Raw genomic sequence first — 15,713 nt, 5'->3', positions numbered from 1 at the left:
AGAAAATTGTTTTTCTTTGGAACATAAAAAAGCCCCGGCAATCCGGGGCTTTTAATTTATCAGAATATGGTTTTACCTCTATTCCATATCCAGCGCACTGTGATCTCCCACATCCACTTTGCCCTTCACATTCTTGAGATGCGTATGGGCGCCTATCGTTGAGCCTTCCGTTTCTACATCTTCCAGCGTGGCATGATCCCGGATAATGGTGTTTTCAATTTTTGAGTTCTTAATCACCGTGTTGGCTTCAATGCTCACCCTGGGACCCACGGTGCTGTTCTCAATTTGCACATCTTCCCCAATAAACACCGGCGGAATAATGGTTGATCCGGGATATTTACTTTCATCTACTCCGTCAAATTCTTTTTCGGTGATGATGCCTGTAGTTTCCAGCCAGGCCGGAAGCGTTCCGCAATCCAGCCATTCATCAACCGTGGCTGTTTTAAATACTTTGCCTTCTTTAATCATCATATCAAGGGCTGCGGTCAGGAAATACTCTCCGCCCGGGCCGCGCATATCATCACCGATAACCTTATCGATTTTCTCTTTCAGGGCCTTACCGCTCTTGAAATAATACACCCCGATAATGGCTAAGTCAGAGATAAATTCTTTCGGCTTCTCCACAAACCCGGTAATGGTATCACCTTCATACACGGCTACTCCAAATCGGGATGGATCTTCAACTTTCTTAAGCCAGATCACACTGTCGGCATCACCCAACTCAAAGGGTTCTTCGCTGTCAAAAATAGTATCTGCAAAGGCGATGATAACCTCACCATCCAGGTGATCGCTTGCACAGGCAACGGCATGGGCGGTTCCTAAAGCCTCGGCCTGTACTTCAAAAATGGGCTTCGCTTTGTGGCGGGCACTCATTTCGCGCAGCGGCTGTTTGATATTTTCCCCGAAATCAGGCCCCAGAATAAACACAATCTCGGTGATGTCGCGATCCAGGGTGCGGTTAAACGTCTCTATAATGCGTTCTATAATCATGGTTCCCGCAACAGGCAGAAGGGGCTTGGGCACGGTATGAGAATGAGGACGAACACGAGTTCCACGTCCGGCCATTGGGATAATTAATTTCATATATTTGGCTGCGTTACTTGAAACAATTTAATTTAGTGGCGGTGAATATAGGGGGGTTATCAACCAATTTCGACTTTCTGTTTTGATGATAACCTCTTGTTAATGCCCCTGAATATCATATCATCTGCATAACTAACTAAAACCAAACATATTGAACTGGTACTATACACTTCTTGATGCCGGCGCTGTTCTGTTCTGCCTCATTTTTTTGCGATATACCTGGTATAGGATGCGCTTTTTCCTGCACACCTATCAGCAGGTGGGATATAAAAACAACGAGTTCTGGCAGTGGATGAAAAGTCATTGGGACGAAAAAGTGATCCCGGCAAACATCGCCGTTCTTAATGTATTCATCTTTATTTTTATCTGGTTTGATGGATGGTTTCTTGACACGTTCACTTACTCTTCGCTGGCTGTTTTCTTTTTTGTGGTCAGCTATTTTTGGTTTGGGTCGGTTTCTAACTACAAGCCTGAAAAGGTGAAGAAGCCGCTGGTGTTTACCCCAAGGGTTATCCGGCTGATGATTCCATACGTGCTTTTTTGCAGCTTCTTCCCGGTTCTTTTTACCTACCTGGGTTTTACCGGAATGCTTCCTTTTCTGGATGTGCAGCTACCCAATTATTTTTCCGGGCTTCAGCGTTTTGACCTGACCATCCTTGTATTCGGCTGGGCTTTTGGCGCTATGATCGTTCCCTTTTTCCTTTTCGTGGCCGGACTGATTACCAAACCCATTGAGCATTTTATTCAAAACGGCTTCAAAAAACAGGCCCGCCGCAAACTGGCTTCCATGCCCGATCTAAAAGTGATTGCCATCACCGGCAGCTACGGCAAAACCAGCACCAAGTTCATGATTCGGGATTTACTGAAAGAGCGCTTCAACGTCTGCTCAACACCCGGCAGCTACAACACCCCGATGGGAATTTGCAAAGTCATTAATAACGACCTTCAATCGCATCACCAGATACTTATCCTTGAAATGGGAGCCCGGTACGAAGGAAATATTCAGGAGTTGTGTGATATTGCCAAGCCAGATATTTCTGTTGTTACCAATGTTGGAGTTGCGCATTTAGAAACTTTTGGCTCGCAGGATGTTATTGCCCGCGAAAAAGGAACTCTGGTTGATAACCTGGTTGCGGGAGATACTGCCATCCTGAATGCGGACGATCCCCGGGTTTCCAAAATGGGGGCCGGGCGGGCTGAAATCACTCGTATTTTAGCCGGATTGAACAGCGGTGAAATTCACGGCTCCAACATTTTGTACGACACCTCCGGAATGGAATTTGATGTTGAGATAGAGGGTGAAACCGAGCGCTTTCAAACCCAACTGCTGGGCGCCCACAATGTTCAAAACTTATTACTGGCTGTAGGGGTGGCGCATCACTTTGGCTTGCGCCTGAAAACCATGGCTCTTGCTGCGGCAAAGATTGAACCCGTAGAGCATCGCCTTGAGCTCAAAAAACAGGGCGACCTTTATGTCATTGATGATGCTTTTAATTCAAATCCGGTTGGGGCAAAAAATGCGGTGGAAATCCTGAGTCAGTTTAATTCCGGCCAGCGCATTATCATCACTCCGGGAATGGTGGAGCTGGGTGAGATTGAAGAAGAGGAAAACAGGAAATTCGGCGAAACCATTGGCAAGGCTAACCTGGATTTGGTTGTTTTGGTGGGGGAAGAGAGAGCCAAACCCATTCTGGAAGGCATCAAAAGCTTTGACAGCACCGCGATGAATGTCCGCTTAGTGAACACCCTGTTTGAGGCGAACGAACTTGTCCAAAAACATGCCCGCGCCGGAGATATCATCCTCTACGAAAACGACCTCCCTGATGTGTATAATGAGTAGGGATTAGAAATGTTGAGTTAATAATTATGAATTGGAGGACTAATCTTATCTTTCAGGGTCATTCCAAATTCATAATTCAACATTTCTAATTTATAATTTCCTACTCATACCTAACCGCATCCGCGGGCTGAACCTGCGACGCCCGGTGCGCCGGATACCAGCTCGCCAAAATGCACAGCAATAAACTGGCAACTAAAATAATAATCACATCCAAAGGACTGACCTGCACGGGATAAGCATCAATGATAAATGCAGAGGAAAGCTTCACCAATCCATAATTCATTTGCAGCCAGCTCAGCAGTAAGCCCAGCGCCCCGCCAATTCCGCAGCCAATTAGTCCGATGTATAATCCCTGTTTTCTGAAAATTGATTTGATGCCTGCTTTGCTGTATCCCATCGACATAAGGATGCCGATATCCCGCTGCTTTTGAATCACAATCATGGTAAGGGAGCCGATGATGTTCAGCACGGCCACAATCACAATAAGAATTAAGATTACAAAGGAGCCCCACTTCTCCAGGTACATTACATCGTACAGCGGTTTTTGAAGATCGTACCAGGTTGAAATCTCAAAATCATCCCCCAGCATAGCTTGTAGTTCTTTCTTAACACCCTCAGCTTTCTCATTGCTGTGAAGTTTAATATCGATGCCGGTAATCTCGTTACGGGCACGGAACAATCGCTTTGCTGCTTCAATATCTACAAACACTTTTGGTCCGCCCGCTACTTGCTGTAAAAAATACGCCCCGCGAAGGTCAAAGCGATAGGTTTGCGGAACCGTGATTTGCGTGAGTGCATTCTTCATCCCGGCGGCACTCAGCAGGGCAATATCTTCCCCGATATTCAGCCTCAGCCGGTTTTTTAGTTCTTCATGCACGATAATACCCGGCGTGCGATCCCGAACAGAAATATCAAAAACACCGGTGGTAATGCTTTCTTCTATATCCACCAGCTGAAAGAAAAGATCCCGCTCCACACCTTTCACATCCACCACTTCGTTTTGAACCCCTTCCAAAGCCAACAGCGCCTTTCCTTCAACATATGGAGAGAGTACCCGCACCTCAGGAAGTGCCTTTATTTGCTCCATCATTTCCTGATTTTGTGCGAAGGTAGCTGCCCCTGAAGCTTCTATTCTTACATCCGGATCGTAGGAGAGCAGGAAGTTTTTTATCACATCAAAAAACCCGTTGAAAACCGACAAAACCACAATTAAAAGAGCCGTGCCAATGGTAATACCGGTGATACTGATAAAGGTAAGGGTGGAAATCAGCGAAATATGTTTTCGGGAAAACAGGTACCGCCGAGCAATAAATCCGGAATTCTTCATAGGCACAAAATATAGAATCAAGCAATTGAAAGCACTTTAAATGAAGACAGACATTTGTTAAAGTTTTAGTATCTTTAACGCCCTTTTCGAATTCAAAAATACCAATGGGTTCAACGCTTACAAAAGAAATTATTGCATCAATATCTGATGGATCCCACGGCGATCCCTTCTCCGTACTTGGACTTCATGAGGCTGACATTGACGGTAGAACCAAATTGGTGTTGCGAGCCTTTCGTCCCGAAGCCAAATCAGCTACCATTATTATAGGCAAGAAGAAATATGAAATGGATCGTATTTCGGACAAGGGATTATTTGAGCGCGTTTTTGCCCGCAGAAAAAATAAGTTTAATTATGAGCTGGAGATTGTACCTCATAAAGGCAAAAAATTTACCATTACTGATGCTTATCAGTTCGACTCTTTAATAAGTGATTTTGACTTACAGCTTTGGGGTGAAGGAAATCACCACCAAGCGTACGAATTTATGGGGGCCCATCAGCGAACTATTGAAGGGGTGGATGGAACTCATTTTGTTGTTACAGCTCCCAGCGCCGATCGCGTTAGTGTAATAGGTGAGTTTAACGGCTGGGATGGCCGGGTTCACCGAATGCGAAAATTTCATGACCAGGGAATCTGGGAGATTTTCATTCCCCATGTTACAGAAGGGGACTACTACAAATACGAAATTAAAACTCCCGTTCAGGATCCCCCGCTGAAAAAATCGGATCCTTTTGCTTTCTATTCTGAACTGCGCCCGGGAACAGCCTCTATTGTTACAGATATTGACAGCTACAGCTGGAGCGATGAAAAGTGGCTCAAATCTCGGCAGGAAAAACAAGCGCCGAATCAGCCCATCACTATCTACGAGATGCATATTGGTTCTTGGAAACGTAAAGTAGGTGAGGACCCCGACTTTTTAAGCTACCGGGAAACGGCCGACCAACTGGTTCCATATCTCAAAGATTTAGGGTACACCCATGTTGAACTGCTCCCGGTTGCCGAGCACCCTTACGACCCTTCCTGGGGATATCAGATTACCGGTTATTACGCGCCCACCAGTCGCTTTGGCACTCCTGAAGACTTCATGTATTTAGTAGACCTGTGCCACCAGAATGACATTGGTGTGATTATAGACTGGGTTCCCGCTCACTTTGCTAAAGACGATCATGGCCTTCGCCGTTTTGATGGCACCGGCCTTTTTGAACATGATGATCCCCGCAAAGGTGAACACAAAGACTGGGGAACCTGCATTTTTAATTACGGGCGCACCGAGGTTCAAAACTTTTTGATTTCAAACGCCATTTACTGGTGCGAAAAATTTCACATTGATGGCTTTCGGGTTGATGCCGTTGCCTCCATGTTATACCTGGACTACTCCCGCGATGAAGGCGAGTGGGTTCCCAACCAATACGGTGGGCGGGAAAATATTGAGGCCATCGATTTTTTGAGGAACTTTAATGACTCCGTTCACCATCATTTTCCCGGAGTTATTACTTTTGCTGAAGAATCCACATCTTGGGGAGGCGTTTCGAGGCCAACGGAAACCGGCGGACTCGGCTTCGATTTTAAGTGGAACATGGGGTGGATGAATGACACTCTTTCCTACATTGAGAAGGACCCTATTTTCCGAAAATACCACCAGGATCAACTTACCTTTTCGTTGATCTATGCTTTTTCAGAGCACTTCACTCTTCCTTTTTCTCACGATGAAGTAGTGCATATGAAACAGTCTATGCTTGCCAAAATGCCCGGCGACGACTGGCAGAAGTTTGCAAATCTCCGGCTCATTTATTTGTATATGTACACACATCCCGGAAAAAACCTGTTATTTATGGGATGTGAATTCGCACAGTGGGCAGAATGGAGTGAGTCGCGCTCGCTTGACTGGCACCTGCTGGAATGGGAAAAGCATCAGGGCGTTCAGCTTTTGATTAAGGATTTAAATGGCATCAATAAAGAAGAGAAGGCGCTCCATGAAGTTGATTTTGACTGGCGCGGCTTCGAATGGATTGATATCAGTGATGCCGACAACAGCATTATTTCGTTTGTTCGCCGTGCAAAAGATCCTGAAAATTTTGTGGTCGTGATTCTTAACTTTACCCCCACTGTTCATTATGGATATAAAATTGGGGTTCCCCATGCAGGAGAATACGAAGTGCTGATTAACAGCGACTCAGAATTTTACGGAGGCAGTAATGCCGGAGACAACAAAATACATGCTGAGTGGGGAGACTGGCATAACCAAAAAGCCAACATTTCAATCACCATACCACCCCTGGCCGGTGTAATTTTAAAACCAAAGAGTTAACACATAGATGAGGTTTCCACGCTCTTGCGGTTGTTTAGTTCATCCAACATCATTTCCCGGAAAATATGGGATGGGTGATTTTGGATTTGAAGCCCGCACATTTATTGATTTTTTAGAACGCACACATCAAACCATCTGGCAGGTTCTTCCGCTTACACCAACCGGATATGGAAATTCCCCTTACGCCAGCTATTCCGCTTTTGCGGGGAATGTGTACCTGATCAGCCCCGATGTACTTCATAAAAAAGGGTTGCTTACGGAAGAAGAAATTAAAGGCATTCAATTGCCTTCTGGGCTTAGTGCAGATTACGAGGCTTCATTTAAGAATAAGGACAAGGTTTACAAGCTTGCTTCTGACCGGTTTTACAAGAACCTGAAGAAAGAAGAGGAAGAAGCCTTCAACGCATTTAAAAAGCAAAATCAGCACTGGCTGGATGACTATGTGCTGTTCATGGCCTGCTCTCTTCATTACGACAAACAGCCCTGGAACACATGGGATAAAGACATTGCCCAGCGAAAGCCAAAAGCGCTGAAAGCTTACCGTGAGAAATTCCGAGAGGAAATAAAGCTTCAATACTGGTTACAATACGAGTTTAACAACCAGTGGAATGACCTTAAGAAATACGCTAATGACCGGGGAATTCGCATTGTGGGCGATATCCCCATTTTTGTGGATCACAACAGCGCCGATGTATGGGCCAACCCAAAATATTTTGAAGTGGACGAGCAGGGAAACCGGCAATTGGTAGCGGGAGTTCCGCCGGATTACTTCAGCAAAACCGGTCAACTATGGGGCAACCCCCTTTACAAATGGGATGAACTTGAAAAAGACGGATTTTCCTGGTGGGTCGACCGCTTTAAACACATGTTCAATGCCTGTGATGCCATCCGCGTGGATCACTTCCGTGGTTTTGATGCGTACTGGGAAGTGAAAGCAACGGCAAAAACAGCAGAAAAAGGGAAGTGGGTGCCCGGTCCCGGAGAAAAACTGTTTGATACTATTTTAGAAAAATGTGGCGAGCTGCCCATTATTGCTGAGGACCTTGGCTTTGTGACGGAGGGAGTCGAAAAGCTACGCGACAAGTATAACTTCCCGGGGATGAAAATTATACAATTCGCCTTTGACTCAGACTCCACCAACAGCTTTCTTCCCCACAATTATTCACAGAACAGTGTGGCCTACTCGGGCACGCACGACAACGACACTGCCCTTGGATGGTACAACACCACCAACGCTGAAGAGCAGCACCGGGCACGAACCTACACCCGCTCATCCGGCGAAAGTATCCATTGGGAATTTATCCGGCTGGGCATGCTTTCGGTCTCAGATCAGGCTATATTCCCGCTGCAAGATTTTATGGGATTAGACAGTACTCACCGAATGAATATACCGGGCACTTCATCAGGCAATTGGCTTTGGAGGTACACCCCGGACATGTTAAATGAAGTTGACGAAGACCAAATTCGACATCTGGCAGAACTTAGTAACAGACGATTTAACACCAATTCGTAATCTAAAATGCTTGATTTCATATACAGACGGTGTTTTTGTATATTTCAGGCTTAGATATTTCAAAAAATACATATGGCGTTTTCACTAAATCACTTACCAAAGCGAACTGAAAAACCAAGAAATGAAGGCCTTACCATGGGGCTGGATAAAGGATACAGCGTTCGTCAGGCCGAAGACTTTGTAGAAGCTTGCTCCAACTATATTGATGTTGTGAAGCTGGGCTGGGGTACTTCATATGTAACCCAAAACCTGGAAGAAAAGATTGCTGTTTATCATGATGCCGGCATCCCCGTTTATTTTGGCGGAACCTTGTTTGAGGCTTATGTACTGCGCGATCAGCTGGATGGATATGTAGAGCTGATGAATAAGTACGGCATTAAAAATGTAGAAGTATCCAACGGCACCATTTGGCTTTCTGATGAAAGAAAGCAGGCCATCATTAAAGATTTAAGTACAGATTTCACCGTTTATTCTGAAGTGGGTAGCAAAAACCCGAATGACATCATCCCTCCTTACAAGTGGGTGCGTATCATTGAAAAAGAATTAGCCGCCGGTGCCGAAAAAGTTATTTGTGAGGCACGCGAAAGCGGAACGGTTGGTGTTTTCCGGCCCAATGGTGAAGTCCGATCCGGCTTAATAGAAGAAATAACCGACCAGATTCCCCAAGAAAAGTTGATTTTCGAAGCTCCTCAAAAAGAGCAGCAGGTTTGGTTTATTCGAAAGTTTGGAAGTAATGTGAATTTAGGAAATATCCAGCCGGCCGATGTCATTTCTGTAGAAACACTCAGACTTGGCCTCCGCGGCGATACCCTATTAGACTTTTACTCATTGGATGACGATGAGGACCTCAACAAAGTCATGAAAGACAATAACGCAATCTCTAACGAAGAGTAATCACTGAGAGCATATATTTATGAAAATTCTTTACGTTGCAGCAGAAATTTCCCCCTTTGCACGCATGACCTATACCGCCGATTTGCTTCGGTTCTTGCCTGCATCACTTCAAGACAAAGGATTCGAAATTCGGATTCTGCTACCTAAATACGGTTCCATTAACGACCGGCGCAACAGGCTCCATGAGGTTATTCGCCTTTCCGGAATTGAGGTTGAGGTGGGTGAAAATACCGAGAGCATGAAAATAAAAGTAGCCAGCATTCCTAATGCGAAGCTGCAGGTTTATTTCTTAGATAACGACACGTATTTCAAGAGAAAAGGGCTATTCAAAAAGCCGGATACCGATGAATTTTATGAGGATAACGATGAGCGCCTGGCTTTCTACAATAAAGGCGTGCTGGAAACAGTTATTAAGCTCGGCTGGGAACCGGACATCATCCACTGCCATGACTGGCCTGCTGGTTTGATTCCGCTTTTAGTGCGAACTAAATACAAGGACGAGAAAATCTTTAAAAACACTCAGATTGTATATAACCTGCATCACCCTATTAATGAGGGAGATTCAGACTCAGCAAGAGTGTTAGAACTTCTCGGGCTTCCGGCCGATACCGATATCGACAACCTGACAGAAGAAGGCAGAGTCGATCTTCTGAAACTTGGATTAAAGTACAGCGATCATGTGGTTACAGGAAACTACCTCAAAGACGAGTTTGACGACATGTTCGATGAGCTGGGAATTAACCCTACAAAAATTCAGGGTTCCCCGGAAGACGTATCTGACAAGTTTGCCGAGTACTATCGGTCTATTTCTGACGCCGAATAATAGATAGAGAACAATTTAAATACTTATTTAATGAGCAGAACAAATAAGGGCTTTTTTTCCTTATGTATTTCACTGTTAACCTTAGTTATAATTTTTAATGGATGTGAGGATCCCGGAAGCGTTGGCAGCGAATTTGTTGAGCGACCCGGTTTAACCTTCGATACCTTATCTATCTCACAAACTGAGGCCCTGAGTTACAACGCATATTCCGGAAGGCTTAGCTTTATTCCATTCGGAAAGTACAACGATCAGCTTTTTGGAGAGGTTGACGTGCTCAGCCTGGTTCAACCATCTATAAACCCATCTGTGGATGATTCCATTGAGGTTGATGAGAACTTCCAGCTTAAAATGCGGATTCAGCTCGACAGCTTGCCCCATTACGGCGATACGCTTTCGCAGTCGAATTTCAACCTCTACGAGATTTCTTCAGACTGGCGGGGGCGTTCCATTCGCATCGATGACGAAATTCAGTATTCCAACCAGGTAGGCTCTTTCACCGTTGGCGATGAGAAAAACATTATTGTGGACTTAAGTCAGGATTGGGTGGATCGCTATAAAAATTTCTATTTCAATGAAAGCGCCAGCTCCGACTCGCTCTACGCAAATCAAATGAAAGGGCTGGCATTGGTTGCCGATCAAAACAACTCCAGAATTTCAATTGCCCGAACGGGAAGTTTTAACTTCATCCTTGTGAACGGCGTGCAATCAGACACCACCGACACGGTCACCGTTCCGCTTATGGACTGGGGATTTACAATGGAGCGCACAGGAGCGATAAACTCTCCGAATACATTTCCGCTGCATTCTACCCTTGAGGGAATGATGAAAATCACCATGCCTAATGATGTGTTGATAGAAGAGAGTCAGTCAGAGAATATAATCCGGGCCGACCTTGTTTTTTACGAGGCTGAAGACGAGATGAGCCAAAGCATTCCGGCAAATCACAACCGGCCTCCTGTCGATTTCCTAAACTTGTATATAGAGCCTGATGTTGAACCGGTTTATGAATATCAATTCGGTGCTACTATAGGAGGCTCCGATTCTGATGTCGGTGACGGTGTTTTTAAAATCAACGTTACCAATTATGTGAACAGCGTGCTTTTCGGTGATCAATCGGAAGATGAGTTGGTTATTGGTACTCGCAACACCGCCGCGCAGTTGAGGTCAACACTGATCTACGACTTTACTGCACCGGAAAACCTTCGGCCAAAGTTAATTATCACCTCCTTAGCTGATCAACAATAATGAAGACTATTAACGGACTTATACTATTAGCTCTTTTCCTTTTACCCGCTAAAGAGTTATTCGCTCAGGTTGAAGGCGCCAGCCAGAGCAGAAGTGGATCTTTTTACTCGCTTTTTGGAGTCGGCTTTCCTACCGATAACAGCAACCCCAGAGAACTGGGGATGGGAATTTTAGGCGTTTCCTTACACAGTGATGATTCCAACACCCTTCAAAACCCGGCTTTATGGGGAACCAATGTGTTTACATCGGCCTCTTCCGGCTTTAACCTTACACAGTTCAGAGCATCCAGCGAAACAAACAACAGTATAAACCAGCTTCTGGAAGCAGGATATTTGCAGTTTACCTTTCCGGTCGCCAGAGAAAAGGTGGGGATATCTGCTTCTTTGTATTCCGTAACCCGCTCTAATTACCGGTTTGTTACGTTAGATTCTGCCGCTACATCACCCACAAATATGCTTGAATATGCGTCGGATATTCGTGGTTCCGGTGGTGTAAATAAGCTTGAGTTTGGGCTTGGCTGGAAGATTAATGAGAATATTGCCTTCGGTTATGCACCGTCTCTTACATTTATGTCTCAGAATAACTCCGAAGATGTTTTCTTCAGCGAGTCAGGTTATGGAACCAGTAACTCCGATGCTAAAATAACCGGTACCGCTATGGGGCATCGCTTTGGTACGTTACTGACATTCCGTGAACTGTTTCGGTCTAACGATCGCCTCAGTTTTGGTGCTACGGCTACACTTCCTGTTACCATAGATGCGAAGGAAAAAACAACGGTAACTAAATTCGTGAATGGGCGGGAGCAAGAAGTGCTTTTACGGGACCCAAAGCAGGGTGAAATTACATTGCCGGTAGAATTAAATGCCGGATTGACTTATTATCCTACCAGTTTAGTGAATTTCTCGCTTGAAGGTTTGTATGAGCAGTGGAGTAATTACGAATCCGCTTTCGACCGGGGCACTGAATTGTCTTACATGAAAGATCGTGTAAAAGCCGGCCTGGGAGTAGAGTATCACCCTTACAGAACCAATTCTACACGGTTTCTGTCTAATTTCAGATACAGTGGTGGGGTTACTTTTGACTCCGGACACCTTAATATAGAGGGACAAGACATAAACACCCTTTGGTTTTCTGCCGGTTTAGGAATAATTTCTCCTAATCCAAGAACACGCTCTTCTGTGGATATCAGTATCCGCTACGGGTTGAGAGGAACGACGAATAATGATTTAATAAGAGAAAATATTTGGGCTTTAAATTTGTCCATCAATTTGTCCGAACTTATGTTTTTCCGGCAAAAACTAAATTAAGCTACAAATTCACTGATATAATAATTAAACTATTTGGTTAGTTTAATAGACAAAAGGTATAAACAACACAAGATCGATGAAGCAACTAATAACACTTATAGGGATTCTTTTTGTTAGCTCTTCCCTTACACACGCGCAAGCAAACTGTAAACAAACACCTCCTGACGGGCTATCACCGTTGGCAGCTTATTCTCTTTTTTATTCAAACTATAAAAATGGAGACTATGAGTTTGCCCTCAAATATGGAAAATGGATGGCATGTGCCCAACCGGAAAAGCTGGATGGTAATCCTCAGTTTAAGCTGGAAACCCAGTACAACCGGTTAGTAACCATTTATGAAGAAATTGCTCGAGGAAAAGAAGACCCCGGTGTTCGGTCTGCACACCTTGACACAGCTCTTACCCTTTTGAATGAAAGTCTTGAGCTATTTGGAACCAACCAGGAAAGCAGGTTTGATATCATCTTCAAACGGGGACGTTTCTACCAGCAGAACTATGACTACATTGAAGATGGCCTTCAAAAAGCCTACGCCGATTATGCCAAGCTTTTTGAAATTAACCCCGAGCGCGCTATTAATATGGGTGATGGATATTACCTGAGACAAGCTCTCGGCAACCTTGTGGACAGGGATAACAAAGAACAAGCACAGGCCCTGATAGATATCGTGAAGCCTTTTGTTGATGGCGAAAAGCTTGAGTATGTAGAGGAACAGCAGCAGAAACTTCTCGGTTCACCAGAAGAGCAAATCGCATACTTTACTCCAATTATAAAAGATAATCCGGACGATCTTGCTGCCTGGAAAGCGCTCGAAGGTGCGTATGAGGAGACTGAAAACCGTCAGAAGCGTAAAGAAGCTCTTGTCAAAATTAATCAGCTGGAACCTTCTTATGACTCCGCATTACAGCTTGCCGAGCTTGCAAAAGGGAATGCCAACTACACCGAAGCGGCCAAATACTTTAACGAGGCTTTAGGACGTGCATCTTCAGATGAGGACAAAGTTCAGCTTTACCTTGATCTTGCTGATGTTAACATTAACCTTGAGAAGCTAAGTGCTGCCAAGGGCCATGTGCAAAACGCGCTAAAAATTGAGCCAAAAAACGGAAATGCATACATCAAGATGGCTACCATTTATGGCGCAGCCATTACAAAATGTACCAGCGACCGTAAGCTTGAAGCCCAAGACCGCGTTGTTTACTGGTTAGTTGTTGACTACCTAAACAGAGCCAAGAAAGAAGATCCATCTGTTGCTGCTACCGTAAACCGGCAGCTACCTAACTATGAGGCCGTAACTCCAACTACAGAGGATAAGTTTTTTACTTTGAACCTCGAAAACGGACAAGAAATTAAAGTTGACGGCTCTCTGATGCCTTGCTACAGCTGGATAAATGAGACCACCACTGTACGGTAATTGGATTGGGTATCAACAAAAACATTTGTATCTTTTTCTTATCTACTAAATTCAACGGTGCGGATCTTTAAATCCGCACCTCTTTTTTCCCTTCCCTCCTTTTCAAGTCACATACATATTTGAATCTCACTTTTCGATTTCGGGAGAAGGATAAATAACACACATAAGCTAATGGCACGTAGAAAAAATCGTAATAAGAACAAACGAAACCGTAATAATAATAAAGGCGGAAACGTATTTATCCCCAAGTTTTACTGGAAAAACAACCAGGGGATTGCCGGGCAGTATGCAGGAGTCTTAGAAATCAACTCTAAAGGTTGGGGCTTCATCCGGAAGCTGGATTACGAATTTTCTTATCAGCCTAAAGATCCTTTTTTGAAGCCCGATGAAGTGAAGGAGCTTGACCTCCGTCCCGGCCTGGTGTTAGAAGGAGAGTTTGAAGAAGATAACAAAGGCCATAAGCACGTGGCTTCGGTAGATGTGGTTAACGGCCGTCCGGTCGAAGCCTGGACTAAATCCAGTCGTTTTGAGCGACAAACCCCCATCATGCCTGTTGACTGGATTAAAATGGGACATAATGCAGACGATGTTGAAATGCGCGTTCTCGATTTAGTTGCTCCCATCGGGAAAGGGCAGCGCTCGCTTATTGTGGCTCCTCCGCGAACGGGTAAAACTGTTTTATTGAAGAAGATCGCCAAAACGCTCAATGATAATTATTCAGATGATATTCACGTAAGCGTGCTCTTGGTTGATGAACGCCCGGAAGAGGTGACAGACTTTATCCGTTCAACACAGGCCGAGGTTTTTGCTTCCTCTAACGACAAAGACACACAAAGCCATATCCGAATCACCGAAATGGCCCTGGGTTATGCCAAACGTAAAGCCGAGATGGGAGAGGACTCCGTACTTCTGATTGACTCCCTGACCCGACTTGGCCGTGCTTACAATGCCGTGCAATCCAATAGCGGAAGAACGCTTTCCGGTGGATTGGACATCCGTGCACTCGAAATACCTAAAAAGATCTTTGGGTCTGCGCGGAAAATTGAAGGGGGCGGCTCACTTACCATCATCGCCACCTGCCTGATTGAAACAAACTCCCGAATGGACGACCTGATTTTTGAGGAGTTTAAGGGAACCGGAAATATGGAGCTGGTTTTGGATCGGGAATTGGCGAACGACCGAATTTACCCGGCCATTAATATTGCGGCGTCCGGAACCAGAAATGAGCATAAGTTTATTACCGACTCTCTTGAAGAGCGAAACATGGTGAGAAGATATTTGCTTAAAAAATCTCCAAAAGAGTCTATGCTTGGCTTGTTGAAAGTGCTTAAGAACACCGACAGCAACCAAGAGCTGCTTAACCAAATTGCGGCGCTGGCTTAATAACTATCCTGAGGTTTCGTTACAATCTTTGCCTGAACTGACTTGATTAATATTTCGCGGCAAAGACTCTTCATTTCGTTCAGAATGACCTTTTAGCGAGTTCGCTTTTCTTCGGATATTTATCACACCGGTCTTGCCGTTTATACTCAGAGACTCCGAATTTCATCGGCATCAACGCCTTCCTTCAAGGAAACAACTGTTGATGAGGCTTTAAAATCTAAATCCACCTCGTTCCAGACGCTCTGCGTCGGAACGAATAACTACGCCACCGGAACCGATGGGTCAATCTCAGAAGCCCAGGCTTTCATTCCGCCTTTAAGATTCGCCACCTTCTCAAAGCCGTTATTTTCAAGATAAGAAACGGCTTTGGAACTTCTCCCTCCACTGCGGCACATCACGATCACTTCTTCGCTCTTTTTATCTTCAATCTCTTTCATCCGGTTTTCGAGCTGTCCCAAGGGAATGTGCTCTCCATCCAGGTTTGAAACCAAGTATTCTACATCTTCGCGGACGTCGAGAAGGAAGAAGTCCTCGTTTGATTCTCTTTTCTCTTTCAGTTCTTGTACGGTTACTTCTTTCATGGT

At 44.8% G+C, this 15,713-nt stretch carries 12 protein-coding genes; 9 read left to right on the top strand and 3 right to left on the bottom strand.

Features of this window, described 5'->3' with window-relative positions:
* Nucleotides 1-78 precede the first annotated feature (78 nt).
* On the bottom strand, nt 79-1,083 hold the full coding sequence (locus tag NM125_RS07210) for a sugar nucleotidyltransferase (RefSeq protein WP_255134231.1): 1,005 nt from the start codon (nt 1,081-1,083) through the stop codon (nt 79-81).
* A gap of 151 nt (nt 1,084-1,234) precedes the next feature.
* On the opposite strand from NM125_RS07210, the gene NM125_RS07205 reads away from it, so the two are divergent.
* On the top strand, nt 1,235-2,923 hold the full coding sequence (locus NM125_RS07205; protein WP_255134230.1) for a UDP-N-acetylmuramoyl-tripeptide--D-alanyl-D-alanine ligase: 1,689 nt from the start codon (nt 1,235-1,237) through the stop codon (nt 2,921-2,923).
* Between the two features lie 100 nt (nt 2,924-3,023).
* On the opposite strand, the gene NM125_RS07200 is transcribed toward NM125_RS07205, so the two are convergent.
* Entirely contained in the window at nt 3,024-4,250 is a 1,227-nt protein-coding gene (locus NM125_RS07200) for an FtsX-like permease family protein (RefSeq protein ID WP_255134229.1), read from the bottom strand.
* Nucleotides 4,251-4,354: 104 nt separating this feature from the next.
* On the opposite strand from NM125_RS07200, the gene glgB reads away from it, so the two are divergent.
* The 8 genes from glgB (at nt 4,355) to rho (ending at nt 15,129) form a co-directional block, all read left to right on the top strand.
* Nucleotides 4,355-6,556 (top strand): 1,4-alpha-glucan branching protein GlgB, encoded by a 2,202-nt coding sequence (gene glgB / locus NM125_RS07195; protein WP_255134228.1) that lies wholly within the window; start codon nt 4,355-4,357, stop codon nt 6,554-6,556.
* 7 nt (nt 6,557-6,563) lie between these two features.
* On the top strand, nt 6,564-8,069 hold the full coding sequence (gene malQ / locus NM125_RS07190; protein WP_255134227.1) for a 4-alpha-glucanotransferase: 1,506 nt from the start codon (nt 6,564-6,566) through the stop codon (nt 8,067-8,069).
* A gap of 72 nt (nt 8,070-8,141) precedes the next feature.
* Nucleotides 8,142-8,963, top strand: a complete 822-nt coding sequence (locus tag NM125_RS07185; RefSeq protein ID WP_255134226.1) for a phosphosulfolactate synthase — start codon at nt 8,142-8,144, stop codon at nt 8,961-8,963.
* 19 nt (nt 8,964-8,982) lie between these two features.
* Entirely contained in the window at nt 8,983-9,786 is an 804-nt protein-coding gene (locus NM125_RS07180; protein WP_255134225.1) for a glycogen/starch synthase, read from the top strand.
* 30 nt (nt 9,787-9,816) lie between these two features.
* Complete coding sequence (locus tag NM125_RS07175) at nt 9,817-11,031, top strand: DUF4270 family protein (protein WP_255134224.1); 1,215 nt, start codon at nt 9,817-9,819, stop codon at nt 11,029-11,031.
* Nucleotides 11,031-12,338: a hypothetical protein gene (locus NM125_RS07170; RefSeq protein WP_255134223.1), complete on the top strand. Its 1,308-nt coding sequence runs from the start codon at nt 11,031-11,033 to the stop codon at nt 12,336-12,338. The genes NM125_RS07175 and NM125_RS07170 overlap by 1 nt, the downstream gene beginning before the upstream one ends.
* Before the next feature lie 76 nt (nt 12,339-12,414).
* The gene (locus NM125_RS07165; RefSeq protein ID WP_255134222.1) at nt 12,415-13,746 is read left to right on the top strand and encodes a tetratricopeptide repeat protein; all 1,332 of its coding nucleotides are present in this window, start codon (nt 12,415-12,417) and stop codon (nt 13,744-13,746) included.
* A 171-nt stretch (nt 13,747-13,917) separates the two neighbouring features.
* Complete coding sequence (rho, locus tag NM125_RS07160) at nt 13,918-15,129, top strand: transcription termination factor Rho (RefSeq protein ID WP_255134221.1); 1,212 nt, start codon at nt 13,918-13,920, stop codon at nt 15,127-15,129.
* A gap of 260 nt (nt 15,130-15,389) precedes the next feature.
* Here rho and NM125_RS07155 read toward each other — a convergent pair whose 3' ends face one another.
* The gene (locus NM125_RS07155; protein WP_255134220.1) at nt 15,390-15,710 is read right to left on the bottom strand and encodes a rhodanese-like domain-containing protein; all 321 of its coding nucleotides are present in this window, start codon (nt 15,708-15,710) and stop codon (nt 15,390-15,392) included.
* Nucleotides 15,711-15,713 lie beyond the last annotated feature (3 nt).

The organism is Gracilimonas sediminicola (assembly GCF_024320785.1).
GTDB classification, from domain to species: Bacteria; Bacteroidota; Rhodothermia; order Balneolales; family Balneolaceae; genus Gracilimonas; species Gracilimonas sediminicola.
Note: the sequence above shows the minus strand (reverse complement) of the source record. Positions and strands in the feature narration are given on the sequence as shown.

What these genes read in the sequence shown, in the direction of transcription:
- NM125_RS07165 (WP_255134222.1), top strand. Translation starts at nt 12,415, where the DNA reads ATGAAGCAACTAATAACACTTATAGGGATTCTTTTTGTTAGCTCTTCC.
- rho (WP_255134221.1), top strand. Translation starts at nt 13,918, where the DNA reads ATGGCACGTAGAAAAAATCGTAATAAGAACAAACGAAACCGTAATAAT.
- NM125_RS07170 (WP_255134223.1), top strand. Translation starts at nt 11,031, where the DNA reads ATGAAGACTATTAACGGACTTATACTATTAGCTCTTTTCCTTTTACCC.
- NM125_RS07185 (WP_255134226.1), top strand. Translation starts at nt 8,142, where the DNA reads ATGGCGTTTTCACTAAATCACTTACCAAAGCGAACTGAAAAACCAAGA.
- NM125_RS07175 (WP_255134224.1), top strand. Translation starts at nt 9,817, where the DNA reads ATGAGCAGAACAAATAAGGGCTTTTTTTCCTTATGTATTTCACTGTTA.
- NM125_RS07180 (WP_255134225.1), top strand. Translation starts at nt 8,983, where the DNA reads ATGAAAATTCTTTACGTTGCAGCAGAAATTTCCCCCTTTGCACGCATG.
- malQ (WP_255134227.1), top strand. Translation starts at nt 6,564, where the DNA reads ATGAGGTTTCCACGCTCTTGCGGTTGTTTAGTTCATCCAACATCATTT.
- glgB (WP_255134228.1), top strand. Translation starts at nt 4,355, where the DNA reads ATGGGTTCAACGCTTACAAAAGAAATTATTGCATCAATATCTGATGGA.
- NM125_RS07155 (WP_255134220.1), bottom strand. Translation starts at nt 15,710, where the DNA reads ATGAAAGAAGTAACCGTACAAGAACTGAAAGAGAAAAGAGAATCAAAC.
- NM125_RS07210 (WP_255134231.1), bottom strand. Translation starts at nt 1,083, where the DNA reads ATGAAATTAATTATCCCAATGGCCGGACGTGGAACTCGTGTTCGTCCT.
- NM125_RS07200 (WP_255134229.1), bottom strand. Translation starts at nt 4,250, where the DNA reads ATGAAGAATTCCGGATTTATTGCTCGGCGGTACCTGTTTTCCCGAAAA.